Source organism: Sulfuriferula nivalis (genome assembly GCF_009937995.1).
In the GTDB taxonomy this organism is placed as follows: Bacteria; Pseudomonadota; Gammaproteobacteria; order Burkholderiales; family Sulfuriferulaceae; genus Sulfuriferula; species Sulfuriferula nivalis.
The window spans coordinates 380697-406959 of sequence record NZ_AP021881.1 but is presented as its reverse complement, the minus strand read 5'-3'; the positions used below and the strand labels follow the sequence as shown (position 1 = coordinate 406959).

At 51.1% G+C, this 26263-nt stretch carries 31 protein-coding genes and 1 pseudogene; 9 read left to right on the top strand and 23 right to left on the bottom strand.

Annotation, left to right across the window (positions count from 1 at the left end):
- Nucleotide 1 precedes the first annotated feature (1 nt).
- The 6 genes from nifE to nifH all read right to left on the bottom strand — a co-directional run bounded on the left by nifE (nt 2) and on the right by nifH (nt 6375).
- The gene (nifE, locus tag SFSGTM_RS02135; RefSeq protein WP_162083718.1) at nt 2-1387 is read right to left on the bottom strand and encodes a nitrogenase iron-molybdenum cofactor biosynthesis protein NifE; all 1386 of its coding nucleotides are present in this window, start codon (nt 1385-1387) and stop codon (nt 2-4) included.
- Between the two features lie 25 nt (nt 1388-1412).
- Nucleotides 1413-1757 (bottom strand): 2Fe-2S iron-sulfur cluster-binding protein, encoded by a 345-nt coding sequence (locus tag SFSGTM_RS02130; protein WP_162083717.1) that lies wholly within the window; start codon nt 1755-1757, stop codon nt 1413-1415.
- 26 nt (nt 1758-1783) lie between these two features.
- The gene (locus SFSGTM_RS02125) at nt 1784-2161 is read right to left on the bottom strand and encodes a 2Fe-2S iron-sulfur cluster-binding protein (RefSeq protein ID WP_162083716.1); all 378 of its coding nucleotides are present in this window, start codon (nt 2159-2161) and stop codon (nt 1784-1786) included.
- 58 nt (nt 2162-2219) lie between these two features.
- On the bottom strand, nt 2220-3758 hold the full coding sequence (nifK, locus tag SFSGTM_RS02120) for a nitrogenase molybdenum-iron protein subunit beta (protein ID WP_162083715.1): 1539 nt from the start codon (nt 3756-3758) through the stop codon (nt 2220-2222).
- A gap of 104 nt (nt 3759-3862) precedes the next feature.
- Nucleotides 3863-5317 (bottom strand): nitrogenase molybdenum-iron protein alpha chain, encoded by a 1455-nt coding sequence (gene nifD / locus SFSGTM_RS02115; protein WP_162083714.1) that lies wholly within the window; start codon nt 5315-5317, stop codon nt 3863-3865.
- Nucleotides 5318-5493: 176 nt separating this feature from the next.
- On the bottom strand, nt 5494-6375 hold the full coding sequence (gene nifH, locus SFSGTM_RS02110; RefSeq protein WP_162083713.1) for a nitrogenase iron protein: 882 nt from the start codon (nt 6373-6375) through the stop codon (nt 5494-5496).
- Nucleotides 6376-6845: 470 nt separating this feature from the next.
- On the opposite strand from nifH, the gene SFSGTM_RS02105 reads away from it, so the two are divergent.
- The 5 genes from SFSGTM_RS02105 (at nt 6846) to SFSGTM_RS02085 (ending at nt 11080) form a co-directional block, all read left to right on the top strand.
- Nucleotides 6846-7271: a response regulator gene (locus SFSGTM_RS02105; RefSeq protein ID WP_162083712.1), complete on the top strand. Its 426-nt coding sequence runs from the start codon at nt 6846-6848 to the stop codon at nt 7269-7271.
- A gap of 59 nt (nt 7272-7330) precedes the next feature.
- Nucleotides 7331-7918 (top strand): hypothetical protein, encoded by a 588-nt coding sequence (locus SFSGTM_RS02100; protein ID WP_162083711.1) that lies wholly within the window; start codon nt 7331-7333, stop codon nt 7916-7918.
- A gap of 16 nt (nt 7919-7934) precedes the next feature.
- The gene (locus SFSGTM_RS02095; RefSeq protein WP_162083710.1) at nt 7935-9569 is read left to right on the top strand and encodes a SagB family peptide dehydrogenase; all 1635 of its coding nucleotides are present in this window, start codon (nt 7935-7937) and stop codon (nt 9567-9569) included.
- Nucleotides 9570-9580: 11 nt separating this feature from the next.
- Nucleotides 9581-10021 (top strand): ankyrin repeat domain-containing protein, encoded by a 441-nt coding sequence (locus tag SFSGTM_RS02090; protein WP_162083709.1) that lies wholly within the window; start codon nt 9581-9583, stop codon nt 10019-10021.
- 306 nt (nt 10022-10327) lie between these two features.
- On the top strand, nt 10328-11080 hold the full coding sequence (locus SFSGTM_RS02085; protein WP_162083708.1) for a hypothetical protein: 753 nt from the start codon (nt 10328-10330) through the stop codon (nt 11078-11080).
- A 319-nt stretch (nt 11081-11399) separates the two neighbouring features.
- Here SFSGTM_RS02085 and SFSGTM_RS02080 read toward each other — a convergent pair whose 3' ends face one another.
- Both SFSGTM_RS02080 and SFSGTM_RS02070 read right to left on the bottom strand, forming a co-directional pair.
- Nucleotides 11400-12515, bottom strand: coding sequence for an IS91 family transposase (locus SFSGTM_RS02080; protein WP_162083488.1), 1116 nt, complete (start codon nt 12513-12515; stop codon nt 11400-11402).
- Nucleotides 12512-13425, bottom strand: a pseudogene (locus SFSGTM_RS02070) (tyrosine-type recombinase/integrase). Before SFSGTM_RS02070 ends, SFSGTM_RS02080 begins: the two are co-directional and overlap by 4 nt.
- Nucleotides 13426-13604: 179 nt before the next feature.
- Here SFSGTM_RS02070 and SFSGTM_RS02065 point away from each other — a divergent pair.
- Nucleotides 13605-14021, top strand: a complete 417-nt coding sequence (locus tag SFSGTM_RS02065) for an HIT family protein (RefSeq protein ID WP_162083707.1) — start codon at nt 13605-13607, stop codon at nt 14019-14021.
- A 96-nt stretch (nt 14022-14117) separates the two neighbouring features.
- A complete protein-coding gene (locus tag SFSGTM_RS02060) occupies nt 14118-14702 on the top strand; it encodes an HD domain-containing protein (RefSeq protein ID WP_162083706.1) in 585 nt (194 codons plus the stop codon).
- Nucleotides 14703-15221: 519 nt separating this feature from the next.
- Here SFSGTM_RS02060 and SFSGTM_RS02055 read toward each other — a convergent pair.
- From SFSGTM_RS02055 to SFSGTM_RS02030, 6 genes are all read right to left on the bottom strand, one after another.
- Nucleotides 15222-16309, bottom strand: a protein-coding gene (locus SFSGTM_RS02055) for an IS3 family transposase (protein ID WP_162083368.1) whose coding sequence is annotated in 2 segments (ribosomal slippage) — nt 15222-16057 and nt 16057-16309 — 1089 coding nt in all. Because the reading frame shifts where the segments join, the coding sequence is not laid out codon by codon here.
- A gap of 65 nt (nt 16310-16374) precedes the next feature.
- On the bottom strand, nt 16375-17958 hold the full coding sequence (tnpC, locus tag SFSGTM_RS02050) for an IS66 family transposase (protein WP_162083705.1): 1584 nt from the start codon (nt 17956-17958) through the stop codon (nt 16375-16377).
- 80 nt (nt 17959-18038) lie between these two features.
- Nucleotides 18039-18332 carry an IS66 family insertion sequence element accessory protein TnpB gene (tnpB, locus tag SFSGTM_RS02045; RefSeq protein ID WP_232526076.1) on the bottom strand — a complete coding sequence of 98 codons (294 nt, stop codon included), beginning with the start codon at nt 18330-18332 and terminating at the stop codon, nt 18039-18041.
- A gap of 62 nt (nt 18333-18394) precedes the next feature.
- A complete protein-coding gene (tnpA, locus tag SFSGTM_RS02040) occupies nt 18395-18700 on the bottom strand; it encodes an IS66 family insertion sequence element accessory protein TnpA (protein WP_162083703.1) in 306 nt (101 codons plus the stop codon).
- 120 nt (nt 18701-18820) lie between these two features.
- Nucleotides 18821-19150: a type II toxin-antitoxin system RelE/ParE family toxin gene (locus SFSGTM_RS17290; protein ID WP_162083702.1), complete on the bottom strand. Its 330-nt coding sequence runs from the start codon at nt 19148-19150 to the stop codon at nt 18821-18823.
- A complete protein-coding gene (locus tag SFSGTM_RS02030) occupies nt 19147-19419 on the bottom strand; it encodes a type II toxin-antitoxin system Phd/YefM family antitoxin (protein WP_162083701.1) in 273 nt (90 codons plus the stop codon). Before SFSGTM_RS02030 ends, SFSGTM_RS17290 begins: the two co-directional genes overlap by 4 nt.
- 224 nt (nt 19420-19643) lie before the next feature.
- Here SFSGTM_RS02030 and SFSGTM_RS02025 point away from each other — a divergent pair, with 224 nt between their 5' ends.
- On the top strand, nt 19644-20111 hold the full coding sequence (locus SFSGTM_RS02025) for a helix-turn-helix domain-containing protein (protein ID WP_162083700.1): 468 nt from the start codon (nt 19644-19646) through the stop codon (nt 20109-20111).
- Nucleotides 20111-20689: a PIN domain-containing protein gene (locus SFSGTM_RS02020; protein WP_162083699.1), complete on the top strand. Its 579-nt coding sequence runs from the start codon at nt 20111-20113 to the stop codon at nt 20687-20689. Before SFSGTM_RS02025 ends, SFSGTM_RS02020 begins: the two co-directional genes overlap by 1 nt.
- 30 nt (nt 20690-20719) lie before the next feature.
- Here SFSGTM_RS02020 and SFSGTM_RS02015 read toward each other — a convergent pair whose 3' ends face one another.
- The 9 genes from SFSGTM_RS02015 to SFSGTM_RS01980 form a co-directional block, all read right to left on the bottom strand.
- A complete protein-coding gene (locus SFSGTM_RS02015; RefSeq protein WP_162083698.1) occupies nt 20720-21079 on the bottom strand; it encodes a ribonuclease HepT family protein in 360 nt (119 codons plus the stop codon).
- Between the two features lie 18 nt (nt 21080-21097).
- The gene (gene grxD / locus SFSGTM_RS02010; RefSeq protein WP_162083697.1) at nt 21098-21415 is read right to left on the bottom strand and encodes a Grx4 family monothiol glutaredoxin; all 318 of its coding nucleotides are present in this window, start codon (nt 21413-21415) and stop codon (nt 21098-21100) included.
- A gap of 15 nt (nt 21416-21430) precedes the next feature.
- Entirely contained in the window at nt 21431-21679 is a 249-nt protein-coding gene (locus SFSGTM_RS02005) for a BolA family protein (RefSeq protein WP_162083696.1), read from the bottom strand.
- 22 nt (nt 21680-21701) lie between these two features.
- On the bottom strand, nt 21702-21866 hold the full coding sequence (locus SFSGTM_RS16980) for a hypothetical protein (protein ID WP_174237384.1): 165 nt from the start codon (nt 21864-21866) through the stop codon (nt 21702-21704).
- Nucleotides 21867-21880: 14 nt separating this feature from the next.
- Nucleotides 21881-22564 (bottom strand): fumarylacetoacetate hydrolase family protein, encoded by a 684-nt coding sequence (locus tag SFSGTM_RS02000; RefSeq protein WP_162083695.1) that lies wholly within the window; start codon nt 22562-22564, stop codon nt 21881-21883.
- A 37-nt stretch (nt 22565-22601) separates the two neighbouring features.
- Nucleotides 22602-22877, bottom strand: coding sequence for a hypothetical protein (locus SFSGTM_RS01995; RefSeq protein ID WP_162083694.1), 276 nt, complete (start codon nt 22875-22877; stop codon nt 22602-22604).
- Complete coding sequence (locus SFSGTM_RS01990; RefSeq protein WP_162083693.1) at nt 22874-24574, bottom strand: ATP-binding protein; 1701 nt, start codon at nt 24572-24574, stop codon at nt 22874-22876. Before SFSGTM_RS01990 ends, SFSGTM_RS01995 begins: the two co-directional genes overlap by 4 nt.
- A complete protein-coding gene (locus SFSGTM_RS01985; RefSeq protein WP_162083692.1) occupies nt 24574-25050 on the bottom strand; it encodes a hypothetical protein in 477 nt (158 codons plus the stop codon). The genes SFSGTM_RS01990 and SFSGTM_RS01985 overlap by 1 nt, the downstream gene beginning before the upstream one ends.
- Nucleotides 25051-25143: 93 nt before the next feature.
- Nucleotides 25144-26253: a flavin monoamine oxidase family protein gene (locus SFSGTM_RS01980; protein WP_162083691.1), complete on the bottom strand. Its 1110-nt coding sequence runs from the start codon at nt 26251-26253 to the stop codon at nt 25144-25146.
- Nucleotides 26254-26263: the final 10 nt, after the last annotated feature.

The window sequence follows — 26263 nt, the reverse complement described above, 5'->3', positions numbered from 1 at the left end:
GTCACACCTCCCAAGGCGCGGGAATGCGCACTTGCTGCCAGACCGGGTTATACAACGACTTGTCAATCTGCTTGACCAGCTCGACCATACCTTCGTAACCAGCGTAGGCGTAATGACGTTCCTGATTGATGTCCAGCCAGGGCATCTTTGCCTTGAGCGCGAGGAACTGCGAACGGCCACCCGACAGCATAATGTCGGCACGTGAGTCCTTGAGCAATTTGTACAGCTCACGGGGCGTCATATCGTCGACTGCATGCGCGTCGTCGGCCATCATGCCCTTGATCTTTTCCTTATCTTCAACCGTGGATTTTTTGGTACTGGTACCGACCACGTCCATACCGACTTCCTGCAAGGCAGCCACTACTGACCAGGACTTCACACCGCCGGTAATCAATAGCACACGCTTGTCCTGCAGACGCGGCGTGTAGGATTTCATGCGTTCCCAGGCGCGCGCTTCCTCGCGCTTGATCAGCGCTTCGGTGCGATCCAGCAATTCAGCTGGCGCACCCTGGCGCACCAGCAGGCCGGAAATCTGACGCAGTGAATCCGACATGTCGGACACGCCATAGAATGAACCTTCGAAGTAAGGAATGTTGTAACGCTCTTCCATCTTGCGCGCGATGTTGATCATCGCTTTTGAACACACCATCATCGCTGCCTTGGCGCGATGCGAATAAGCGACTTCCTTGTATTTGGCATCGCCGCTGATACAAGCCAGCAAGCGGATGCCGAGCTCGTCCAACAGCGGCTTGATCTGCCACAGCTCGCCGGACAGGTTATATTCGCCGATGATATTAATGTCGTAAGGTGTGGTGTACTCTGGCTCAGCAGTGCCGATGACATAATCCAGCAGCGCTTCGCCGCCGAGTTTGTTGCCGAGGTTTTTATTACCGACGAAACCGGGTGCATCCACAGGAATAACCGGCTTGCCAAATTTCTGTGCTGCCGCCTTGCATACTGCCTCGATGTCGTCGCCGATCAGCGCAGTAACGCAAGTCTGGTAGACGAATATAGCAGGCGGATCGTATTTTTCGATGATTTCTTTGATAGAGCGATACAGGCGTTTCTCACCGCCGTAGATGACGTCAAGTTCGCCAATGTCGGTGGTGAAACCGGTACGGTAGAGCGTGGAGCCGGATGAATTGGCGCTGCGGTTATCCCAGGAATTGCCTTCGCAGGCAATGGGGCCATGCACCAGATGGGCTACGTCGGTCAGCGGTTGCAGGGCAATCTTGGCACCATCGAATGCGCAGCCACCCGCTGCTGCACCTGGCACCAGCTGCTTGGTACAGCCTTTCTTGCGCTCCTTCTCGGACTTGCCCTGGTTAGCATCGCAACCGGGTTCGTTGAGGACTTCCTGTACTTTCACCGCAAGTTTAGCCGACATTTTCTATCCCATCCCAACTAGGTTACTAAAAAGCCACCATGATTTTTTCGTCTGCTACCTGATACTCACAGGCCAGTCGCCACAACGGTGGATGGTCTGGTAATGATGCTGCGTCATACTGCATCTGGGAAATCTTGCCAGCAGTCAGCAACAGATAACGTTCCTTGTCGCTGAGCCGGATCATGTTAGTTTTGCCACATAATGACGCCACCTTAACGGCACATGCGCCGCAATTGCCACGCATACAATCACAAGGAAGTGGAATGCTATGTTCCATTGCTACATCAAGTAAGTTACGCCCCGCTTCACGGTGCACATCTACCCTTACCCGATCCGGCAATTTCATGCCTATAAAGCTTACGTTTCCCATAGCTTTCACCCCTTGTAACTTTGCTGCTAGCTGATGCCAACACCTGGTTCGCCGCTAAAGCGCACCAGAATATCTTCATCGCGAGGGATAAACTGGCAAGCCAGTCGATAAGCAGGCGGCATATCTGCCACTTCTGCATCCTTCAATTCCTGCTTGGTAATCAAACCTTCTGCTACCAGTGTATGACGCTCTTTTTCAGTCAGCGCCTGACTCATGCGTGGCTTATCTTCCAGTGAAGTCACCTTGATCACGCAAGAACCACATTCGCCGTCTTCACATTCAAATGGCAAAGGTATCTTGTTTTTCTTGGCAAGCTTGAGCACGCTGTGTGCAGTTTCCCCAGCTACGGCGTAAACCGTAAGGTCTTTTTCCATCAGGGGAGAACTAAAAGTAATTGTGGCCATTTTGCTTTTCCTTTTGGCAATCTATGGGCAGCAAGCCTGGCCTGCCGCCCAAAGCCGATTAACGGATAATGTCGTAGCTGTAGTCAGTTTTCGCTGTGTCGATGGTATTAGCATCAAGCGCTTCGAAAATTTCATCCAGTATCGCAACCATGACGCGCATCGAACCTTCGTAGCCCCAGATCGGGAAACGATGATGATGGTGGCGGTCGAAAATCGGGAAACCCATGCGGATCAGCGGTACGCCGCAATCACGTTCCAGATATTTGCCGTAGGTGTTACCAATCAGCAAGTCAACTGGCTCTGTGAACAGTAACGAACGCATGTGCCAGAGATCCTTCTTCGGATAGACATGGCAGCCTGCACCGAACGGTGAAGCATCAAACAAAGCTTGTACTTTTTCAGCCCAGTCTTTATCACCATTGGTAGACAACACATGGACTGGCTCAGCACCCAACTCCAGCAGGAATGCGGTCATGCCCAGCATCAGATCAGGATCGCCGTACAGCGCGAATTTCTTGCCATGGATGTGTGCACTGGAGTCAGCGATGGCATCCATCAGACGACCACGTTCTTTTTCCAGTGCTTCAGGGATAGGCTTACCAGTCAGACGGGAGATTTCCATCAACAACTTGTCAGTGCCAGCTACACCCATAGGGTGGTACAAGGACACGGTTTCCTGACCTTTTTCATGGATGTACTTCATGGTCTTTTCAGTAGAGAAGCCCTGGAATGACAAGGTCGCTTTAGCATTCAATGCATTCTTGACTTCATCCTTGGTGGTACCGCCGTCGTACATGCGGAACTCACCATCAGTAGGGGTATTCCACACATCAGAAGGATCACACACCACGGTATAGTCAGCACCGAACAGGTCGAAGATGCGACGAATTTCAGGCATGTCACCAACCACATTACCGTCGAAGCCGCCTATGAAGTTAATAGATTCATTTGGAGTGCGTTCCTTGCCATCCCAGAAGTGAGTCAGCACGCCTTTTAGGGCATTGTCGTAACCAGTTATATGGCTGCCGACGAAAGCTGGAGTATGTGCGTAAGGCACATCGTAATCTTCAGCCACGCTACCTTTTTGCTTGGAAGTGCGGATAAATGAACCCAGATCGTCACCGATCACTTCAGCCATACATGTGGTGCTGACCGCGATCATATCTGGCTTGTACATGTTGTAAGCATTCTGCAAACCGTCCACCATGTTGTTCAGACCACCAAACACTGCAGCATCTTCAGTCATCGAAGACGATACGCAAGAGGTAGGCTCTTTAAAGTGGCGGGAAAAGTGTGAACGGTAGTAAGCCACGCAACCTTGCGAACCGTGCACGAAAGGCAGGGTCTTGGCAAAGCCGACGGCAGCGAACACGGCGCCCAGTGGTTGGCAAGCTTTAGCAGGATTGACCGTCAATCCTTCGCGGGCGAAGTTCAGATCCTGATATTCTTTGGTTTTAGTCCAGTCACGGACTTCTTCCATTTTCGACACGGGGAATCCGAACTCGAAGTTTTCCTTCTTGTTCTTGAACATTTCCACATATTCCGGCTCGCGGAACAGCATTTCGTGGTCGATAACTTTTTCAGCGTTTTGACTCATTTCAAATCTCCTTAAGCTGTAGGGTGGGTTAGGCGTTGATCGCGCCGTAACCCGCCGATTCGGTGGTGGGTTTGCGTTGCTCAACCCACCCTACATTTGCTGCGTTACTTTTTCCAAGGCGCCTTGGTCAGCGCCCACACAGGACTATTGATCGCCATATCCATGTCGCGGGCGAAGATGGCAAAGCCGTCGTAGCCGTGATAAGGACCGGAGTAATCCCACGAGTGCATCTGGCGGAAAGGTACGCCCATCTTCTGGAATACATACTTTTCCTTGATGCCGGAACCAACCAGGTCAGGCTGGATCTTTTCGACGAACTTCTCGAACTCGTAGCCAGTGACGTCGTCGTAAATCAGCGTGCCGTCTTTGACATAGTGTGTGGTACGTTGATAATCGTCGTTGTGACCGAATTCATAACCAGTACCTACCACGTTCATGCCCAAGTCTTCATACGCGCCGATCACGTGCCGAGGACGTAAACCGCCCACGAACAGCATCACGGTTTTGCCTTCCAGGCGTGGTTTGTACTTGGCGATCACAGCATCGGTCAGCGCTTTGTACTTAGCGATAACACGTTCTGCGCCTTCCTTGATCTTGTCGTCGAAGTGGCTGGCGATTTCGCGCAAGCTGGCTTCGATTTTCGACGGACCGAAGAAGTTGTACTCAACCCAAGGTATGTTGTACTTCTCTTCCATGTAGCGAGAGATGTAGTTCATCGAACGGTAGCAGTGCAGCACGTTCAATTTAGCTTTAGGTGTGTTTTCCAACTCAGCAATGGTGCCGTCGCCAGACCATTGAGCGATTACGCGCAAGCCCATTTCTTCCAGCAGGATGCGTGAAGACCATGCGTCACCACCGATGTTGTAGTCACCAATGATGGCTACGTCATAAGGTGTAGCTTCAAACTTGTTCTTTTCTGGATCAGCTTTTTCAAACACCCAGTCACGAACTGCGTCGTTGGCGATATGGTGACCCAGTGATTGCGATACACCGCGGAAACCTTCACAACGAACTGGCACAATAGTCTTGCCGCCATATTCCTTGGATTTTTTCTTGGATACCGCTTCGATATCGTCACCAATCAGACCGATAGGGCATTCTGACTGTACGGTGATACCTTTATTGAGCGGGAACAGGACTTCGATTTCGTCCATGATCTTTTCCAGCTTCTTGTCGCCACCGAACACAATGTCTTTTTCCTGGAAATCGGAAGTGAATTGCATGGTGCCGAAAGAATCGATCCCGGTTGTGCCGATGTAGTAGTTACGGCGTGAAGCCCATGAATACTGACCGCAACCAACTGGACCGTGACTGATATGGATCATGTCCTTGATCGGACCCCATACCACGCCTTTGGAACCAGCGTAGGCGCAACCACGGATGGTCATCACACCTGGTAGTGATTTGATATTTGATTTGACGTCGCAATCAGACTTGCCTTCCTCATGAACGCTGAGGTGTTTGGCACGCCGTTTAGCGCTTTTCTCAGGATAAACCTTGAGAACTTCGTCAATCAGCTCTTTGTTGCGTACTTTGGTTTCTTCCACTGTGAGGCTCATTTTTGCCCTCCTAACATTAAAAAATCAAAAAACGTGATTGAGATTCCATACTTCCGAAAGCGCTCTGCAAATGGCTCCCAGTCCAGACTGCAAACCTGCAGCCATTTACAGAGATCTCCCGGTGTTGCTACCCGTCTGGGTCTGCTAAACCTATTTAACAGACCCAAATTCGGTGATTACGCTACAGCTGCTTCAGCACCTTTACCGACCAAAGATTCATCAATGGTTGGCATGAGACCATGCTCCATCAACAAGTCTTCTAATTGATCCATAGTGATAGGTGTTGGGATAGTCCCGTTACCTGCATTTGCATGGATTTTGTCGGCAAGCTGACGATATTCGTTAGCTTGTTTAGAGTCAGGTGCGTACTCGATCACAGTCATACGACGCAATTCAGCGTGTTGAACGATGTTGTCGCGTGGCACAAAGTGAATCAGCTTGGTACCGAGCATGCCGGCCAATGCTTCAGCTAATTCCAACTCTTTGTCGGTTTGACGTTCGTTACAAATCAAGCCACCTAAACGCACACCACCCGAGTTGGCATACTTCAAAATACCTTTAGAAATGTTGTTGGCAGCGTACATAGCCATCATTTCGCCAGACATAACGATGTAGATTTCTTGCGCTTTGTTTTCACGAATCGGCATAGCGAAGCCGCCACATACCACGTCACCCAGCACGTCGTAAGAAACGTAGTCAATACCGTCGTAAGCGCCTTCTTCTTCGAGGAAGTTGATCGAGGTGATAACACCGCGACCAGCACAACCAACACCAGGCTCAGGACCACCAGATTCAACGCAACGAATGTCTTTGAAACCAACCTTCATTACATCTTCCAGTTCCAGGTCTTCCACGGAGCCAGCATCAGCAGCCAATGAAAGAATAGTGTCCTGACACTTAGCGTGCAGAATCAGACGGGTTGAGTCAGCCTTAGGATCACAGCCAACGATAAGGATCTTTTGACCCAGATCAGAAAGTGCGGCTAGGGTATTTTGTGAAGTCGTAGACTTACCAATACCACCTTTACCATAAAACGCGATTTGTCTTAATGCAGCCATTTTGTAGCTCCTTAAAAAATAACAAGTTCAGTTCAAATTGAAAACCTGGTAATTGCCAGATAACCATGCGACCGACATGACGCCCTCCGAATACTCTTAATAATTCTTAGTCTTCAAGTCACTCGTTCGGCAAAACATTTTAGGTGCAGTCCAGCATTAGCAACTGCCGTGCCAGTCCAAAAATAAACACGTAACTACATGATTATATTTATATTAATTTTTAAAATTGGTGTTTTTACAGCAAATAATCATCTGTTACAAAACTCACAAAACAGCCTGCCTCTGTAGCAAACAATACAACGCCACCTGCATGCGACGAACGCTACAATTTTTTTGTCGGTAGCGCTGCACGCCTTATGTATAAAGGTGTACAGAGTTGACTATCGGATAGTTTCAATAACTGGAACGAAGCTTGCATATGTAGCACTCGCACGACTGACGTGCCTGCTAAATGTAACCAGGGAGGCTGTATGCAAATCGGAGTAGATAGTCAGCGCTCAATAGAAAACAAGCGCGTATTTGTAGTGGAAAACGATGATATCAATAGCATGGGTCTGCAATTCATGCTGGCTGATGAAAACGAAACCCATGTTTTTTCCAACATCGCTGCCGCTATAGACAAATCCAAGGCATGGCCACCCCATCTGGTGTTATTGGGTATAGGGATGGTACGTAATGAAGGCGCGTCCCTTATCAGTCTGATCAAGGCAGCCATGAATGATGTACGGATATTGCTGGTTTGTGACAGTGCCGACGACAGTACGGTTAAGTTGGCACTTGAACAAGGTGCTAATGGCACACTGCTGACGCCACTCAGGATAGAAACTGTACGACGTAAGGTTGATTCCGCATTGGGACGCGCAGTTCCTATCGGCATCCCGGTAGTACGAAGTTAACAATCGATTTTAATTTTAATTAAACCGCAGATGTTCTGCACAACCCCAAGGAGTATCCCATGACCCTCATCACCGAAACCCCATTTGCCGAGCTGGACGCAGCCGGTCTGTTACTCAGCCCGGTATTCAAAGGCGCAACCACCAAACCTGGCCGTTTTGGCTTCCGCGGTGAAATTGCACTGGCATTCCAGGAATCCATGGCCGACGAAAAACGCCCGCCCGAAATCAAGCTCGACCAGGTCATGATGGTGGCTACTGCCGGAGATAGCACGATTTCGTTCCTCGCTGGTTTCGCCCCATCACTAGAACATTTAAAGCTGCTATGCGAACAGGTCGGCGACAAATTATCGCCCACTGGTAAATACTTCTTCTTTGCCGCCAACCTCGACATCTCCGAGAAATACCAGATTCCTTATGCGGGCACGACTTTCTGGGTTATGCCTTTGGATGAAGCAACGGTATACAATGAATTATTGGACTTGTTCCGCATAGAGAAGAGCGACTTGAAAAAACTCGATACTGGCGCCAAGCTGGATGCTATCGCTGATAAAGCTGCAAACTTCTCCGCCAAATGGAAAGAAATCAGCTTTGAAGAAGGTCTCAAGATTATGGGCCCAATCAAAATCCGCGAAAATCGCCCGGTCTGATCACCGTGCATCAGGCATGACGCTTACCCCTGACGAAAACAACCGCACCCAGCCTGCATCGGGTGCGGTTTCGCCACAGCTGGTGCAAGTCATCGCCTATCACCAACGTACCAAACACCGTCTGGAACGCTATGCCGCCGGCCCGGAAACTCTGGACTGGAGCGCGCAACCTAACCCATTCCGTGAATTCAGCGGCGCACCGCGTGTCATGCTGCCACTGGTCGCAGACCAGTTAACCGCCAGCTTCGCCGCATTGCATATACCCGGCGCTATTGCCCCACAGCCATTCACACTGGATCACGTCGCCGCCATGCTGGAGCTGGCATTCGGTTTGTCCGCATGGAAAGAATACGGTCCAGATCGCTGGGCCGTGCGCTGCAACCCATCCAGCGGCAACCTGCACCCGACCGAAGCCTATATCATCAGCCGCGACATCCCCGATCTGGATGACGGCGTTTATCACTACCTGAGCCGCGACCACACGCTGGAACAGCGCTGCCACATCGCCGCCGCACCTGTTAATCAACCCGGCCTGCTAGTCGGCATATCGTCGATCACCTGGCGTGAAGCATGGAAATATGGCGAACGTGCTTTCCGCTACTGTCAGCTCGATACCGGCCACGCCATCGGCGCACTGCGCTATGCCGCTGCTACACTGGGCTGGCATGTGCGTATTGCGGATACCGTCAGCCACCACCAACTCACGCAATGGCTGGGGCTAGATAGAGATGCCGACTTTACCCACGCCGAGCGCGAAGAAGCTGAGCTGCTGCTGGAAATCACCGCGGCACCAGATACGGAAGCAACCATAGACTGGCTGCTGGCAGCAACGCGAAACAACTGGTGCGGACAGGCCAACATACTCGACCATCACCCCATGTACCGCTGGCCGGTCATAGCCGAAGTAGCCGCAGCCAGCCGCAAATCGGTAACGCTACCATCAACATATCGTCCGACCATGTCCGCTGCGAAATCGTCCTGTACCATAACAGCAGCTACCCTGATCCGTCAGCGCCGCAGTGCCCAGCACTTCGAACCCCGCTACGTGCAGGATGTCGACAGTTTTTACACCATGCTGGCAGCGCTGCTACCCGACTCCGGCACGCCCTGGGATGTATGGAACGAAACACCGCGCGTGCATCCGGTATTGTTCGTCCACCGCATCGACGGCCTCGCACCCGGCATCTACGCGCTGCCACGCAGCACCAAGGCTCAAGCGCAAATGCAGGCCACGATGCGTGCCGATTTTCTCTGGCAAAAACCCGCAGGCTGCCCCGAACAACTCCCGTTATACCTGCTAGAGGTTGCCAATCTGGGCAAAGCACTGAAAGCCATCAGCTGCCATCAGGCCATCGCCACCGACAGCACCTTCACGCTGGCCATGCTCGCCGAATTCGACGCAACGCTGCAAGACGCTTCCTGGCGCTACCGCCAACTATACTGGGAAGCCGGACTGCTAGGACAAGTGCTATACCTGCAAGCCGAAGCCGCCACCCTGCGCGGCACCGGTATCGGCTGTTACTTCGACGACACCTGCCACGACCTGCTCGGGCTACAAGACACCACATTCCAATCGATGTACCACTTTACCGTAGGCTACCCGCTAACCGACCATCGCATCGCCAGCCTGCCGCCCTATCCCCGCACCTGAAAGACCCGGCCATGACCCTATCGCCCACACTCACTGCCTGGCTGACAGCACAAGGCTTTCCGGCAGACAATCTCAATGTAACCATCCACAACAACACCACCCCGCTGATGCAAGCCGCCCGACTAGGCGATCTCGCCATCGCCGCCGAGTTAATTCAAAGCGGCGTAGAACTCAACGCCACCAACAACGACGGCAATAACGCGCTGTGGCTGGCATGCTTCAACGGCGACCCGCAAGTCATAGAGCTGTTAATCAATAGTGGTATCAACTTGAACAACCAGAACGACAACGGCAGCACCTGCCTGATGTACGCCTCCTCTGCCAGCAAAACCGCTGTGGTAGAGCAACTGCTACAAGCTGGGGCAGATACCAAGCTTAAATCGCTGGATGATTTTACGGCACTGGATGTGGTGGGGAATTTGGAGTGTTTGATGATGTTGCGGCGGGCTTAAAATACATTTGCAATTAAGAATTCATACAAAATTCACACTAAGTTGTTTGAACCATATGCAAAATATTGGTCATAACCAACTTATCAAAAGCCTTCATATACTCAACAGCAGTTACCCAGATTACTGAATTTTCCTTATCTCCTACCAATCATATGATTGACATCGATTTGAAGTATGATTGCTTCATGTGTGGACATCAAAATTAATGGAGTCACTATGAATAAACAGATTGCAATAAAACAGCACTCCTTATTATTAACAATAGTACTGACCATTGGGTCTGTCTAATAACTGTTGGGCTTGCATATGCATAGATTCAATTTGATCGAAAATGCAAACGATTCATTGGAGCATGCCATCCAACACATGGGGCCAATTAATCAGAATGGTGCCGGTGACTGGAAACGGATAATTGTCGACTTCGCTCATGTGGTTGAGTTGTTGTTCAAAGAAAAGCTTCGCCAAACACATCCCGCTTTCGTTTTCGATAATATTGACAAATACCCATCAAATATTACATTCACAGTCGGAGCCGAGAAAGCATTTAAACGGCTTCAGAGTATCTGCAATATTCAATTTTCTAAAGATGAAATAAGCGCCATAAATACTGCGAGAGAAAAAAGAAACGAAATCGAGCATTACGAGTTTTCAATAACTGAACAAGAAGCTAAAGCACTCGTAGGTCAGGTGCTTTCATTCATATTTAGCTTTGCTGGCGAACACCTAAATCTGGATTGGAAGGATTCCCATTTGAAAGATGAAAAGTGGTGGGTTTTTCGTCAGTACACAGAGTTTTATAATGATTTGCTTTGCAAAGCTCAAAAGAAAATCGAATTAGAAGAAATATATGTAATTAAATGTACCTCATGCCACAACGAAACATTTGATGTTGATGCAGAAAAATGTCTTGTGTGCGGGCATAGCGAAGAAGTACTGGAGTGTAAATGGTGCAAAGAGCCATATATATTTTCTTCATGTGAATACGGTGAGGAAGCGGAGCTTTGCCCGAGTTGCGAATGGAAAGATGGCTATGCCACAGCTAATTGTGAAAAATATTAAAACGGCCCAACGAATAAGGTTAGATTGTGATCGCGAAGCGAGCCACAATCTGAACCGTTTGTTGGACAAGCCCGGCATGGCTGGGGCGGGTGTTGCTTGAGCGCTTATGGAAATATCTTTTTGACTATGCTGGCATAACTGGACGCGTTACGCATCCCACCCGCCATTTCACGACCTTCACGTTGCCATTGCAGCAACTTATTCTATTCAACTCACCGTTTTTAGTCGGCTTTTCGGGCATGTTAACCCAATTTCAGCCTTCTTCAGGGCGAGCACGGCCATACCTGCCTAGTCTGGCAGGTGGGCGGTGTGGGCTGGTTTAGCGCATGGTCTCCCACCCTGTGTCATCTGCTCTGTGTTCCCGTTTTATAGATGGGGCTGATGTGGCTAGCGGTATCGCTTTGATACGTGTGCGCACTATCTTCATCACCCCACCGCAACATTGGCAACGTATCGCTGGTCTGGGTTGCGCTGGCGGCGGATTGTTCCGTCGCCATAGGTGGGTCAGCTGTAGCTGGGTGAGTAGTTTGCTATTGGGATGCAGGTAGCCAAAGTTGCGGGCGCGGCGGTAGCCTTTGGGCAGAATGTGTTGCAGTATCAGTCGCAGGAAGGCTACACCACTCAAGGTACGGGTTTCCATTTGTTTGGTTTGGCTGTTCCGGTAACGGAAGGTGACCTGACCATGCCGGTCGGAGAGGATGTCTTTCTCCTGTATCACCCCCCGATACAGATAGCGCCCAAGGTAGATCAGAGCGTGCTGTCCAGTGCCGACGGCTTTGCAATCCACCACCCAATCGGTCGGGTAATCGTTTGGCAGGGTGAGTCCTGCTTGTCTGATGCCTGCCAGTAATTTGGCACGAAATACTTTGGCCAGGGCTTTGTGGTTAAACAGGTAGTTGCCGTGTTTATGACGCATGCGTCGCTGTTTGGGGTTAAAGGCGACAGCGGGCATGACGAGATGCACATGGGGGTGATAGTCCAGTCGGCGGTTATGGGTATGCAGTACAGTCACCGCCCCTGCGCTGCCGCGCAGCTTGTTGTCGTTTTGGCTGAAGGTGTTGACTGTTTCCCACGCGCAGCGTGTGATCAAGTCATACATGACGCGCTGATGTTGCCAGGCCAGTGTGCGCAACTGGGCGGGCACGGTGAAGGTGAGCATGAAGTAGTTGGCGGGGATGGATTTGTGTAATTGCTGGTCTATCCAGCGCTGTGATTCGTGCGCCTGGCAATGCGGGCAATGCCGATGACCGCAGGAATGTGGCAGGTAGCTGGGTGTTTGACAATCATCACAGGCAAGTTGCATCCTCGGGCTCATCTGGCTACGGCAGGTTTGAAAGGCGGTTAAGGCAGCTTGCTGGCTGGGCAATAGGTGATGACCGTGTTGTGCAAGCAGTTTAGCTGCGTAGGTTGCTACGATGTGCGCCAGTCTGATCATTTGACTTTGCCCCAATGAATGTGGAATTTCTCCATTAATTGATTAAGGCGAGTGTGTGCGCTCTGATGGCGTTGTTCGGTGAGGTGGGTGTAGCGGATGGTGGTGAGGATGGACTGGTGTCCGAGTATCTGCTGAATTTCGAGTAAATCGATGCCAGCTTCTATCAGGTGGGTGGCATAGCTGTGGCGCAGGCTGTGTGGTGTAATTCTTTTTTTAAGCCACAGTCACGGGTCACTTGACCCAAGGTGGTCTGGATACCACCACGATCCAGCGGGGTGCGTGCCAAGTGCGATTTGGCAAGACCGCCGTGTCGATTAGGAAAGAGCAAGCTTGGGTTGCGATGGGTGAGCCAGAAACGGCGCAATACCTGCAAGGTGTTCTCTGATAACGGCACCAATCGATCACGGTTGCCTTTGGCGTTGCGTACTTGCACCCGCATCCGATCCGCATCGATATCCCCTACCTGCAAGCGTAAGCCTTCGCCTAATCGTAAGCCCAGGCTGTAGAGGGTGAAGAAGAATACGCGGTAGCTCAATACGCGGGTGGCCATGAAGATTTGTTGTGCCTGGGCGACGGTAATGATGTCGGGCAGGCTATATGACTTGGGTGGTTTAACCAGATCCGCACCTGGCCAGGGTTGGCTGAGTACATGGGCATAATAGAACTTCAGTCCATACAGATCATGTTTGAGCGTACTCCATGAATGGGTATCCAGGATGCGAACAAAATAGTCGGTTAATTGTGGCTTGGTGAGCGCGTCTATCTGGTCATTAAAATACACCGCTGCGCGCCGTACGCCGTGTGAATACAAGGCGATGGTTTTAGGCTGCATGCCTCTGAGCTTGAGGCAATTCAGCAGTCGCTGGTGATTGTGCTCGAAGTGCGCGGGGATGGGTGTGGGGGCTGTCAATGTCGTCTCCTCGTGGTACAGTAATCAAAATTCCATTGCTGGGGGAGACGAAATTATGCTGCGTAATTTGATGGTTCGGGAATATTTCTCCGCGATAGCGGCTTCGTTCAACCCGGCGTTCGAGCGAAGCTGCTCAAACAGCCGCGCAGCCCGCTCAACTCTACGTTAGAAGGAAAAGCATGACCATTTGCATTTTCTGCGAAATTATTAACAAAAGATATGAGTCGTCGATCATCTATGAGGATGACCTGTCCATCGGCTTTATGACTTTAGAGCCTGTAAATCCAGGGCATGTACTATTGATGCCCAAGGCCCACTATGAAGACATTTTTGTTGCCCCGCAGGATGAGATTAGCCGCCTAATCCCAATTGCAAATTCGATCGCACTTAGTTTGAAGAAAATATTCCAACCCCCAAAGATTGGGATGGTGACTGCTAGTATCGTTGTCCCGCATGCACATTGGCATATCACGCCCATATATAGTCCGGAGGACATAACCTGCCGTGCGGAGTTTGAAGGCACAATGCAAGCCGCCAGTCGATCAGAGCTTAATGCCATTGCAAAAAATATTCGAGAGGTCATGCTCTCTGTTTAGTTACAATGTTGAATTGCAATATAGCCAATGAAAATATTGAAAAGCTCCATCCACTGCGCTCCGGCGCCCGTTACATCCACCGTTAGGAGGGCAGGTATGACCGACAGAATTTCACCCATATCAGACTTTTTGCTTCAGTTAGATGGTTTAAAATCTATTAATCGTCGGACTTACATTAATGGCGGAGAAAGAGTTGAAAACTCAGCTGAGCACTCTTGGCATTTGGCAATGGCATGCTGGGCTTTCGCCGAGCTGTTGAAAGACGATTTTGACATGTTGAAACTTATCCAACTTGCCTTGGTTCATGATCTGGGTGAAATAGATGCCGGAGACACATTTCTCTATAGCGAAAATAGAAATACTGCCCATGTGGAAGAGCGCAAAAGTATAGAGAAAATAGCTTCACATTCGGGAAACTCAATTGGGAACTTAGTTGATCTCTGGGAAGAGCAAGAGGTTGGCACGAGCAAGGAAGCGAAGCTGCTTAAGGTTATAGACCGCCTACTACCTTTTCTCCATAACATTTCCAGCGAAGGCCGCGCATGGCAGGATAACGGAATTAAAAAATGCCAAGTATTGAAAATGCACCAATTTATAGAGCAGGAGAACCCAGAGATCTACAAATGGTTTATTTCAAAGGTCGAGCACGCTGTGGAACAGGGGTGGCTAAATGCCTCCTAACAAATCAATTAACAAGGCGCCTTCGCGCGTCGCGCTAATGCGTGCTGGTTATTGAAGTTTTAGCCCTTCCTCTATGCCCAAGGTTGTCCCTGAAATTCTTCAAGAGCACATCCCTCCCTTTGATTGGGATGAGATAACGGGGTCTGTTCTAACATTCACACAAATCACAGGAAATGTGAAGTCTGATCCAGCTATGTAGCAAATCGTAGTCACGTAAGACCGAGGGGTGGTTTTAAGGCTACTAACTACAAGCTTTACACTTAACTAAGGTATACGCCATGTTCATGTTCCGCGAACATTGAAAAATAATGAACAAAACGATTAACTTCAATCCAAATAATAAAGGTCAGTTCTAACATTACAATAAACCCTAGAATATAAGAAAAGAGTAAGCGTCCAGCCCAGCCACTCCAATCCCTTCACTACTTATGGTAGTTCATTTTTAAACGGCAGCAATTCATCAATCTGGCTATTAGGCCAGGTAATCCCCCCATTAATAACCGCAGTTAAAAGTAGAGGTTAAGCGGCCATAGCGAGTTTGTGTTTAGGCGGGATACCGCCAATCGCCGTGTTTGGTCGTTCGTTATTGTAAGTCCATAACCAAGCTGTCGCAAAGTTTTGCACTTCCTCGACGGTATCGAACAAGTAATGCGCCAACCAGTCATAGCGCACTGTGCGGTTATAGCGCTCGATATAAGCATTCTGCTGGGGGTTGCCTGGCTGAATGAAGTCAAGTTTGATACCCCGCTGTTCAGCCCATTCCTTAGTCATATTGCTGATGTACTCAGGGCCGTTGTCACATCGAATCACCTTGGGTACGCCACGCCATTCGATGATTTGTTCCAGTGACCGAATCACACGTTCTGACGGCAGCGAGAAATCCACATCAATACACAAACCTTCACGATTAAAGTCATCAATGACGTTGAATAGCCTGATACAGCGGCCATCCGCTAACTGGTCGTGCATGAAGTCCATTGACCAGACTTCGTTGATTTGTGTTGGTACGGCAAGCGCCTCTGGTTTCTCCCGTACCAGACGACGTCTGGGTTTGATGCGTAGGTTCAATTCCAGCTCGCGATATATTCTGTAAACCCGCTTGTGGTTCCAACGAAACTGTTTGGTATTACGCAGGTAAAAATAACACAAGCCAAACCCCCAGTTGCGTTGGTTGGTGGTCAAACGTATCAGCCAGTCGGCGATGAGGGCATTCTCTGACGACAGCTTAGCCTGATAGCGATAGCAGGTTTCGCTGATATTAAAGGCAGCGCAGGCAGTACTGATGCTGATTTGCCTAGTTTGCACTACCAACACAGCCATCTCGCGGCGCAGAGATGGCTTCACCACTTTTTTGCAAGCGCCTCTGAAACGATTTCGGCTTTGAGGCGTTCTTCAGCATACATCTTTTTAAGCCGACGGTTCTCGTCTTCCAGCTCTTTGAGCCTGGCCATCATGGAGGCATCCATGCCGCCAAATTTGGCGCGCCATTTGTAAAATGTCGCTGAACTCATGCCGTGCTCTCGGCATAGTGTAGGCACTGGCGTGCCTGCCTCCGCCAGCTTCAATATCTGCATAATCTGGTTGTCACTAAATCGGGTAGTCTTCATGTAAAAAATCCTCAAATCCTAATTAAGAAAATTCTACTTTTAAATGCACTTATTTGCTGGGGGGATTACCGCCAGACCGGTAATTTTTCCAACGTATCTTTGAGCCATGCATAGGGTTCCAAGCCATTGAGCTTGGCGGTAGCCAACAAACTCTGAATCGCTGCAGCGCGTTTGCCTGCACGTTCTGAGCCTGCGAACAGCCAATTCTTTTTGCCGATGGCAATGGGTCGTATCGCATTTTCGACTGGGTTGTTATCAATAGGCAAGATGCCGCTGTCCGCATAGCGTATCAGTGCTGGCCAACGCTTGATGCTGTAATCCAACGCGCGGGCTGTGCCGCTGCCATCGGCCACTTTGACGCGAGTCTGGATTAACCAGTCATGCAGTTCGCCCAATAACGGTTTTGCCTGAGTCTGGCGCAACTGCAAACGACCTGCCGCATCCAGCTTGTCCGCAGCCTGCTCAATGGCATAGAGTGCCGCGATACGCTGCAGCGCAGCCGCTGCAATTGGACTTTGGTTGGCCGCATGCAAATCAAAGAACTTCCGACGTGCATGTGCGAAGCATGCCAGCTCAGTGATGCCTTGGGTAAATAACGCTTTATAACCAGCGTAATCGTCAACCATCAAGTGTCCTTGCCAACCTGCCAGAAAGTGCCGCGCATGCAATCCCTGTCGCCCTGGCTGATAGTCAAACACCACGATAGGCGGTGCGGATGAAGGGGATGCCAAATCACCCGTGCGGTAAGCCCACAGATAAGCTTTCTTGGTTTTGCCCGCCCCGGGGTCTAATTGTGGCACTGGCGTTTCATCCGCATGCAATACACTGCGTGCCAGCAGTAATTCAGTGAGCCTGTCGACCAACGGTTGCAACGCTACCCCCACACGTCCGACCCACTCCGCCAAGGTGGAACGCGCCAGGGTCACCTGGCTGCGCTGGGCAATGTGTTCTATACGGTAGAGCGGTAAATGATCAACGAATTTACTGATCATCACCCACGCCAGCAAACCTGATGTCGCCACGCCGCCGTCGATGACGGCAGCTGGAATGGGGGCGGCAGCAACGGTTTCGCAGTGGCGACAAGCATACTGTGGACGGATGTGTTGATGCACGGTGAACTGGGCAGGTTCGACATCCAGTTGTTCGCTGATGTCTTCACCGATTTTGATTAACGCACCACCACACGCACCGCACTGGCAAGATGCAGGCTCATGGCGATGAATGATGCGGGGCAGATGGTCAGGCAGTGGCTGACGACCTGCGCGTGGACGCGCAGGCTTGGGGATAGCGGTTGTCGCATCTTCGGTATTAGGTGTATCTGGCTGCCCGATTTGGGCTTCAATGGCCGTGATGTCGGCTGCCCAGCACTCATCAAACAACGCACGCTGCTCAGGCGAGAGCTGCTCGCTCTTGTTGGCGAAGCGGATGCGGCGGTAATAGGCAAGTTCCAGTACCAAAGCCTGGTTCTTGAGTTCGGCGTGCTGGATTTGCTTAGTCAGCGTGAGGATTTGTGCGGTGTTTTGCTGGAGTAATACTGTGTTTTGTTGAATGAGTTCAGCATCCTGTTTAACCTGCGCCAACAGCTTATCCACATACGCCGCCAAGGCGGGATCGGGGATAAATTGGGCAAGTTGTTGGGCTGAATCCATGCTTGAATTATACCATTTCACCCCGCCTGAAACCAGCAATAATGCGGGTTTCAGGCATGTTTTTACTGAATCATGAGTGGCTACACCTGCCAGTGGGCAGGGGCTGGGGCACTGAGTCTTTGCCAGTCGATACCTGTGATCAGCCAGTCCCACTGTGTGGGGGTTAAAGGATGGGTGATGGCAGCGATGTCTGGCCAGGTGAAGTGACCACGATGCAGTCGGCGTTGGCACAACCAGACCCCTGTGCCATCCCAGACCAGGAGCTTGACCCGCGTTTGGCGACGATTACGGAAGGCGTAGGCGGCGCCGTCGCAGGGACTGCGACCCAGGCGGTGCTGGATGCGCTGGGAAAGGCCATCTATGCCGATGCGCATGTCCACGGGTTCGATGACTAGCCAGACCTGGGTGGCGATGGGGCTGATGGGATGGGCAGATATCATGGCAGTTGCCGCAACAAGTCAATTAGCCAGGGCGTGCTAGCAATGGGAAGCTCTACCCGCCAGCCAGTGGGGCTGTGGAGCTGGAGCGTGCCCGTGACAGGCGCAGGTTGAACACTGACGGGGATGAGGGTTAGCGGTGGCTGGCGCGTGAGATTGGGCGCTGTTGTCAGCTGGCTGCGCCAGCGATAAAAGGTCTTGGCACATAAGCCGTGCTGGGTGCAATAAGCTGTGACGGTCAGTTTGGTTTGTTGCCAAGCGGTAAGGTGCGTTTGCCAAAAATCAGGCGTGTGTCGAGTAGCCATCTAGCGTGCCTTTCATAAAAAAGCAGCTAGATTGCATGAGTTTGGCGGGCAATGACAGGTGGATGGGCTGGACGCTTACAGAAAAGATGCCAAATCATTTACTTTAATTGACCTACCGAATCAGACCTCCCTTAAAATCCGCCTCATTAGCAACGACTTCATATCTTTCCGACTATCACAAACGAGATGTATGTAAACAGTGTCTTGCCGAACTTCATAGATGATTCTATTCATACCTGACATGACTTGGCGGTATTGCGTTAGGTTCAAACTCTCAAACTCTTCGGGTATATGTCCACCCAGCGGATAAGTCTGAATGACTACAATCGATGCCTTGATCTTGCTGTAACTGTCTTGCCATGTGTCTTCACCAAAATGTTTGATGATGTAGCCCCTCAGTTCCTTGAGGTCTAGCTCTGCCGAATGAAGGAATACGACCTTCAAGCTCATTGATTATCCGCCTTATCCAGCTCGGCAAACACATCCTTTGCTGACCTGTAATGACCTTGTTCGATTTCACGGTTGCCAAGAGCGAGTATCTTCAAAAGAGCTAGCGTTTCTTCATGCTCTTCGTATGAGCGCACATCCATGACAACTAGCTTCGCTTCACCATTTTGTGTAATAAGCATAGGTTCACGGCTCTCGGTGATATCCTTGATGATTTCCGCTGCATGACTTTTTAAATAGCTGACGGGTTTAACCTGAGTAGAGAATTTCATTACAACACTCCTGAAAATAACCATAACAAGACTAATTATAGTCTAAATTCAGTTCGAACAAATCTCGAACTACCATACCAAAAATAACAACCACAGATAAGTCATTATCACCACTCAAACAAAGCGGTTTCGTTTATTTCGAATAATTACTTTATTTCGTTTATGGTCTATAATTATCAACAATTAAGGTTGACTAATTAACGTCAAAAACAGAGGTAAATGCCATGTCCACATCTACACTAAATGAATCAGCACTCAATGAGCACGACGCCGAACTCGCCAAGATTGCCCAGCGTTGCATCATGGCCGCTCTGGATCATTCACGTGCGCACAAAATCATTCTGGTTGATGATAACGATCAAAGCGGCAATCCGCCTACGCTTGAAGTGCCACCACAAGCACTTCGCCTGTTCGCGGAAATCCTGGGGAAAATGGCACAACGCCAACCCTTTTCACTGATCCCGCAAAAACTGTTACTCAGTACGCAAGAGGCAGCAAACATCCTGAATGTCTCGCGCCCCTTCGTGGTCAAACAACTCGAAGCAAACAAAATCGAATATATCCGCGTTGGCCGTCATCGCCGCATTGCGTTCGACAAGTTAATCGAGTATCAAAATTCAATGCTGCGCGAAGCAGACGACGCATTGCAAACATTGGCTGACCAGGCGCAAGCTCTGGATATGGGTTACTGATGTCCGGGTCGGCACGTTACACTGCCATTCTCGATGCATGTGTATTGTATCCAGCGCCATTGCGCGATTTGCTATTAAGCCTTGCCCGGTCTGGGCTATATCATGCGCGCTGGACAAGTGACATACAAAACGAATGGGTCAGAAATTTACTAGCCAATCGCCCGGATTTAAAGTCCGATGATATTGAGCGCACCTGCCGGGCAATGAATAGCAGCGTACTGGATTGCATGGTCGAGAATTACGAAACTATTGCGAGCACGCTAACATTACCCGATCCGGGAGATACCCATGTATTGGGTGCCACAATCATCGGACACGCGGATGCAATCGTCACGTTTAATCTTAAAGATTTCCCGGCGGAAGTGTTGAGCCCATTTAATATAGAAGCCCAGCATCCAGATGACTTTATTGCCAATCAACTGGAACTGCGTGAAATTGAGGCTCTGGCAGCGATCAAAGCCATGCGTGCCCGGCTACGCAATCCACCAAAAACTGCAAATGAGCTGATTGCCACTTTTGAGCGCAATCAATTACCCTTAACAGCATCGATACTACGCGCTGCAGCTGACTTGATTTGACTTGAGCATTGTCACAAACTAACTTCCACACTAAATCACAGGCACATACTCAAACAACTCCGGCTGATTTTTACGATACACCCGCAACCACATGATCGTCGCTGGGATAAGCGACCTGACCACAAACCATAATGCCACATCTGCCGCCGCACCTGACTCGGCCAATTGTCTGGCCGTGGCTGCCCATCCATCCCAATCCACTTCAGCCAAGGTGGTGATGGTCTGTTGAGGCAATTTACCGGCAATGTCGGTAATTATTCTGACTTGCCGAATAACCTCCGCTCGAGTCAGTCTGGAGTGGAGAAACTCCTCCTCTTCCAGACCTTCAGTCAGGATTAACACCGCCGTGCAGGCTTCTTCGATGATGGATAACAATGATGCATTCAACATATCCGGATCCCTGAAACATCAACCCTGCGCTGCTGCTATCAACTTCTGCAACTCTCCCTGCTGGAACATCTCGCGCACGATGTCAGCGCCGCCGATAAATTCGCCGTTGATGTACAGTTGCGGAATAGTCGGCCAGTTGGCATATGCCTTGATACCGTCGCGGACTTCAGGATCGGCGAGCACATTGACGGTGACATAATCTTTCAACCCACACGCCTGCAATATCTGTATCGTCGCGCCGGAGAAACCACACTGTGGGAACTGCGGCGTGCCTTTCATGTACAACACGATGGGGCTGGTGGTGACCTGGGTGTGTATCTTTTCCTGTATGCTCATTTTACTGCTCCTGAATTAATGGGTAGTTGATTGCGCCCAGACTTCGGGCGTGAAAGTACGTATGGCCAGCGCGTGGATTTCTGCCTGCATGCGGTCGCCTAACGCCTTGTAAACCAGCTGGTGCTGCTGCACTTTGCTCTTGCCGATAAATTGTGGGCTGACGATGACCGCTTCGAAGTGCTGGCCGTCGTCACCCAGCACTTCAACGTGATCACAAGGCAGGCCGCTGGTGATGTAGCCTTTTATTTCGTTCGCTGTCAGCATGTTGATCCTTTCAAAGGTAAAACTACTCGTTCATATCCGGAAAAAGTATCACTTCATCCGGCAAGCCATTGGTGTTCTTTTCCAGATTCATGCCGGCGACCAGCGAGTAACCGCCATCGCCTTCAAACAGCACCACCGCCTGCTGCGGCATGGTCTGCAACGCTGCTATCAACTGTGCGACGTTCATGATTTATCCTTTGCCTAGCCTATGGTAATAATCAGTGGTTCCAGCCCGGCGACAGTAGCTTCAATAACATCACCCGTAACCACGGGGCCAACGCCTGCTGGAGTGCCGGTGAAAATCAGATCGCCGGGGCAGAGCTCGACCTGCTGTGACAGGTAGCTAATGATCTCGGGTATCTTCCAGATCATGTCGCCGACATCACTGCTCTGACGGATCTCGCCGTTTACTTTCAGTTCGATTTTGCCTCTGGCAATCACGCCGGTGTAGAACTCTGGCGTAATCGCGGAGCACGGTGCCGAGTGATCAAAGCCTTTGCTCATATCCCACGGCCGCCCTTGCTCACGTGCGGCACGTTGCACATCACGCTTGGTCATGTCGAGGCCGACGGCATAGCCGAAAATATAGTCGTTGGCTTTTTCCAGCGCAATATTGCGGCCGCCGATAGCCATGGCAACCACCAGTTCAACTTCGTGTTGCAGGTCGCTGGTGCCTGGCGGATAAGGCATCACCGAATTATTGGGCAGGATGGCCTGTACCGGTTTGGTGAAAAAGAACGGTGCTTCACGTGTTGCGTCGCCGCCCATCTCCTGCACGTGCGCAGCATAATTCTGACCGACGCAATAGATACGCCGTACTGGAAACGGGTTGCTGGACATCGCCGGTATGCTGACAATGGGAGCAGGGGCAAAAGCGTAATTCATCTAATTCAACCTTTTAAATAATGATTTCGAAAGCAGCTTACACCAGCCTGTCATTGCCACGATAGCCTGCATCCATGTCAAATTCCAGATAATAAATGCGAAAATGGTCCTCCATTTTATCGGCTGCTGGAATGCTATCAGTGCGCTCCGGATATTGTGCCAGCAGCGCAGTACGGTGCGCCGTCCACGCTTCGAGCAGCACTGCCCGAGCTTCTTCCTTCTGTCGCCCAACACCCTTAAAAATGAAATTATGGGTGATCATTTCCGCGACGTAAAAACGCGAGGTCGCAGCCGCTGAAGCTACCGGAATCATGCCGCCGCCTGACCGAAATCCATGCCACGGAATACTGAGCAGCGCATAAATGCTTCCGCACTCGGTGCCAACTGTTTGTGATGGCAGAATTTGGCCGTGAGCTTGGCCAGCCCTTTGATATCACGACCAGTAGCAGTGGGAAACATGTCGACCAGCTGGTCAATCAGTACCGCATCCACTTCCAGCTCGAACTGTTCGGTCATCACCTGCCAGATCTTGCGCCGCGCATCACTTTGCGGCGGATGAAACTTGATCAGTGCAATGCAGCGCGAGACGATAGCTTCGTCGATGTCGTCGACGCGGTTGGTGGTGAGAAACAGCAGGCCGTTGAAATATTCCAGCACGCGCAGGAACACACCAACCACGGCATTCATGGTCATGTTATCGTCGCGGCGCTTGATATAAACATCGGCCTCGTCAATCAGCATCACCGCTCCCCAGCGCTGGGCGCGGGTCAGCACTTCCTTGAGCGCTGTTTCCATGGAGGCGACGTTGAGCCCGAGCTGACCCGAGTGCACGCGATACAACGGGCGCTGGATGATTTCGGAATAGACTTCGGCAGTCAGCGTCTTGCCAACACCTGCTGGTCCGGCACACAGCACCGTGGTACCGCCCGATTTGCCGGCGACGATATCGTCCATCAGCACATCCATTTCGGCGGTCAGTATATCGATGAGGTCGGTCTGTTCCTGCGGCAGGATCAGCTTCTGCTTCAGCGCGGGCTGATACTGGTAAGGCGTCATGTCGTCCACATGTACCCACAGATAATGGTGCAGTTCCAGGTGAAACATGAGTATGTAGGCATGCACTGGCAGCTGGCAAAACAGACCCTTGGGGATAGCTGCCTGTGATTCCTTGGCCTCGTCTTCGGCATCGTATTTGTTGCTCTTGGCAGCCTTAGTCAGATACGACCCGAGTATGTCGCCAGTGACCTCCAGCGTTAAGGTACGCGAAGTCAGTATGCTCTCGTCATTGACTAGCCGAGCGGTGCCGCCGCTGCTCGACAGCACCACCACATCCTTGCGCGACCAGTCGGTATTGCGATGCGACGAATTCGGGTCTTCGGTATAAAAGCCGGTGCCTTGCCCGGAAAACTGCGCGCCATATTGCGCGCGCCAGTCGAAGTAACGCGTCACCGTATCGTCGTAAGCATTGATCAGCGCGGTAGTTTCCTTCAGATAGCCTTTGGCGGCAAAGATTTCGCCCATGGTTTTGCCGTCGATATCACCTGCGCCGATACGAAACGTCGCCATGGTAATAGTGCCCTTGGCATTGGCTTTCAGCTCGACCATTACCTTGCCGGTTTCGTCGTTCGATGCCGGGGTATAGTCGAGGCGGGTAACAACATAAGGCAGCGGTTTGCTCGCCGCATTGGCGGTAAACAGCCAGCCGCGTATGGCGTTAGTCATCAAATAATCGGCTATGGCCGGCACCACCATTTCCAGCTCGTCGGCCTTGAAGCGCACGCCGTCGTCGTTCATGGCCTGCTGCAAGGTAGCGAATTGCGCGGCGCGTACCTGCATCTCCGGCCCTGCGGCCTGATACAGCTCACCGAGCAAGCTGCGTTCTGGTGCCGATAACTGGCTGTAGCGTACTTCGACCTTGTCGCCAAACTTGAGCTGGTCCTTTAACGACGCCAGCCCGGGGAATGCGTCGACCAGTGCTTCTACATAGGGCCGTTCTATCTGCAGCTTCATTACTCTATGCCTTCCAGTATTTCCAGTGCGACCAGTTGCCCGCGCAATGCGTCCTTGGCCCAGTAATCGTCGATGATAACTGGATCACTTTCCAGCGCAGCGGTGGCTTGCGAATCGGACCAGTAGATTTTGTACGATTGCGTACGTCGTGCCAGCGCGGCAACACAGGCATCGGTTTCGCTAACAGCTTCGGTCTGAAATACGCCGTCGCCCAGCAAATAATCCGCCCGGTACAGCGGCGCGTCCCAGCCATGCTCGTCACCAAGACTGCAAATCGCTGGAAACTCATCACGCGCATCGGTCGTATCTGCGACTTTTCCCAGAAGCTCAAGCAATTCGCGTGCAGTCACCACATCGAATATTTCCCACTCCTTACGGGTATCAGTTACATATATCTTGTGCAGCAGATCCTCTTTCTCGAATGCAAACCACGCATGGGGTTTGCCTTGCTGCGGAAACTCGACTACGTAGATCATACATTTCTCCTGAATAGGTAAGATGGGGCAAGTCGGCACGCAAGGTATTCACCGCGCCGACCACGACCAGCACGCCGATAAAATTATTGGCTATCATACGACCGACAATGCCCGCGCAACGCCGACATCAGCAGCTAACAAATACGCCACACGTTCACTGGCTTCGAGTGCGCCTTCCATGTATCCGGCTGCGTAACCCGCGGTTTCAGCACCACCAAAGTACAGCTTGGATTGCCATACCGAACGGCGCAGTGTCGGATCGTCATAAGCCGGATGCCGGGTAGGTGGCGACTGATCCAGCGTGCTACTGGTATAAACCTCGGTAGCCCAGTCTTGTACATATTGAGTACCGTCGTCTGCCTCCATGCCGAACAACTGCACCAGCTGGCTGGAAATCAGTATCGGCATGCCCACCTGAAACGAAGTGCGCAATGCTGGGGACAATGCCATGAAACCACCCAATGCAGCATGATCTCCGCTGGCATCGCAGGCATCGAAGGTTTCGTACAGCATCGCCTGTTCATGCTCAACAAAAGCATTACCGGCCAACCCTGCCTTGCGCCAGAATGGCTGTGAATATGTGGTCACAACTTTGGCCTGATCCGCCATCCAGGTATAGGTCGCACGCATGCTCTGGCGCAACGATTCATCCAGCGGCGGCTCGAAACGCACATGCTCTTCCAGCAATCGTGGTGGCACGGTCATCACTACCCGTCGAGCCAGCACAAGCTCAATACTATCGCCACAGCGAAACTGCAATTCAACATGGTTATTACACTGAGTAACTGAAATAAGCACATGGCCTAAATGTATCGATGCTTCAGGCAATCTGGCAGCAAGCGCCTGTACCATGCTGGCCATACCGCCTACCAGACGCTGAGCGCCATCATGCACACCTTCTGTCGGATATGGCACAGGTGCTTTGTCCGGGTCAGTCAAATTCAACACTGTGCCCTGATCATATTGTGCATAAGCTTCCAGTCCAAGCGCCACCACCAGACGCGTCATGCGTGGCTGGGTCTTAGGCCAGAACCAGGCAGGACCGAGATCCAGTGACATGCCATCAACCGGGATACTCAAGATACGACCACCCAGCCGTTCACGCGCTTCAAACAAGGCAAATTTGCTACCCTGTTGTTGCAGTTGCCGCGCTAATGCCAACCCGCTTAATCCACCACCTATTATCGCCGTGTCCAGCATCATGACCCCCAGA

Bases quoted from the DNA above. Each gene is read 5' to 3' on its own strand.
- nifH (WP_162083713.1), bottom strand. From the start codon at position 6,375: ATGGCTGCATTAAGACAAATCGCGTTTTATGGTAAAGGTGGTATTGGT.
- nifK (WP_162083715.1), bottom strand. From the start codon at position 3,758: ATGAGTCAAAACGCTGAAAAAGTTATCGACCACGAAATGCTGTTCCGC.
- SFSGTM_RS02090 (WP_162083709.1), top strand. From the start codon at position 9,581: ATGACCCTATCGCCCACACTCACTGCCTGGCTGACAGCACAAGGCTTT.
- tnpC (WP_162083705.1), bottom strand. From the start codon at position 17,958: ATGGATTCAGCCCAACAACTTGCCCAATTTATCCCCGATCCCGCCTTG.
- nifD (WP_162083714.1), bottom strand. From the start codon at position 5,317: ATGAGCCTCACAGTGGAAGAAACCAAAGTACGCAACAAAGAGCTGATT.
- SFSGTM_RS02100 (WP_162083711.1), top strand. From the start codon at position 7,331: ATGACCCTCATCACCGAAACCCCATTTGCCGAGCTGGACGCAGCCGGT.
- SFSGTM_RS02080 (WP_162083488.1), bottom strand. From the start codon at position 12,515: ATGATCAGACTGGCGCACATCGTAGCAACCTACGCAGCTAAACTGCTT.
- SFSGTM_RS02105 (WP_162083712.1), top strand. From the start codon at position 6,846: ATGCAAATCGGAGTAGATAGTCAGCGCTCAATAGAAAACAAGCGCGTA.
- SFSGTM_RS02130 (WP_162083717.1), bottom strand. From the start codon at position 1,757: ATGGGAAACGTAAGCTTTATAGGCATGAAATTGCCGGATCGGGTAAGG.
- SFSGTM_RS01980 (WP_162083691.1), bottom strand. From the start codon at position 26,253: ATGATGCTGGACACGGCGATAATAGGTGGTGGATTAAGCGGGTTGGCA.
- SFSGTM_RS01985 (WP_162083692.1), bottom strand. From the start codon at position 25,050: ATGATCTACGTAGTCGAGTTTCCGCAGCAAGGCAAACCCCATGCGTGG.
- SFSGTM_RS02065 (WP_162083707.1), top strand. From the start codon at position 13,605: ATGACCATTTGCATTTTCTGCGAAATTATTAACAAAAGATATGAGTCG.
- nifE (WP_162083718.1), bottom strand. From the start codon at position 1,387: ATGTCGGCTAAACTTGCGGTGAAAGTACAGGAAGTCCTCAACGAACCC.
- SFSGTM_RS02015 (WP_162083698.1), bottom strand. From the start codon at position 21,079: ATGTTGAATGCATCATTGTTATCCATCATCGAAGAAGCCTGCACGGCG.
- SFSGTM_RS02030 (WP_162083701.1), bottom strand. From the start codon at position 19,419: ATGAAATTCTCTACTCAGGTTAAACCCGTCAGCTATTTAAAAAGTCAT.
- SFSGTM_RS01990 (WP_162083693.1), bottom strand. From the start codon at position 24,574: ATGAAGCTGCAGATAGAACGGCCCTATGTAGAAGCACTGGTCGACGCA.
- SFSGTM_RS16980 (WP_174237384.1), bottom strand. From the start codon at position 21,866: ATGAACGTCGCACAGTTGATAGCAGCGTTGCAGACCATGCCGCAGCAG.
- tnpA (WP_162083703.1), bottom strand. From the start codon at position 18,700: ATGGCTACTCGACACACGCCTGATTTTTGGCAAACGCACCTTACCGCT.
- SFSGTM_RS02020 (WP_162083699.1), top strand. From the start codon at position 20,111: ATGTCCGGGTCGGCACGTTACACTGCCATTCTCGATGCATGTGTATTG.
- SFSGTM_RS01995 (WP_162083694.1), bottom strand. From the start codon at position 22,877: ATGATTCCGGTAGCTTCAGCGGCTGCGACCTCGCGTTTTTACGTCGCG.
- SFSGTM_RS02085 (WP_162083708.1), top strand. From the start codon at position 10,328: ATGCATAGATTCAATTTGATCGAAAATGCAAACGATTCATTGGAGCAT.
- grxD (WP_162083697.1), bottom strand. From the start codon at position 21,415: ATGAGCATACAGGAAAAGATACACACCCAGGTCACCACCAGCCCCATC.
- SFSGTM_RS02060 (WP_162083706.1), top strand. From the start codon at position 14,118: ATGACCGACAGAATTTCACCCATATCAGACTTTTTGCTTCAGTTAGAT.
- SFSGTM_RS02095 (WP_162083710.1), top strand. From the start codon at position 7,935: ATGACGCTTACCCCTGACGAAAACAACCGCACCCAGCCTGCATCGGGT.
- SFSGTM_RS17290 (WP_162083702.1), bottom strand. From the start codon at position 19,150: ATGAGCTTGAAGGTCGTATTCCTTCATTCGGCAGAGCTAGACCTCAAG.
- tnpB (WP_232526076.1), bottom strand. From the start codon at position 18,332: ATGCGCATCGGCATAGATGGCCTTTCCCAGCGCATCCAGCACCGCCTG.
- SFSGTM_RS02000 (WP_162083695.1), bottom strand. From the start codon at position 22,564: ATGAATTACGCTTTTGCCCCTGCTCCCATTGTCAGCATACCGGCGATG.
- SFSGTM_RS02125 (WP_162083716.1), bottom strand. From the start codon at position 2,161: ATGGCCACAATTACTTTTAGTTCTCCCCTGATGGAAAAAGACCTTACG.
- SFSGTM_RS02005 (WP_162083696.1), bottom strand. From the start codon at position 21,679: ATGCTGACAGCGAACGAAATAAAAGGCTACATCACCAGCGGCCTGCCT.
- SFSGTM_RS02025 (WP_162083700.1), top strand. From the start codon at position 19,644: ATGTCCACATCTACACTAAATGAATCAGCACTCAATGAGCACGACGCC.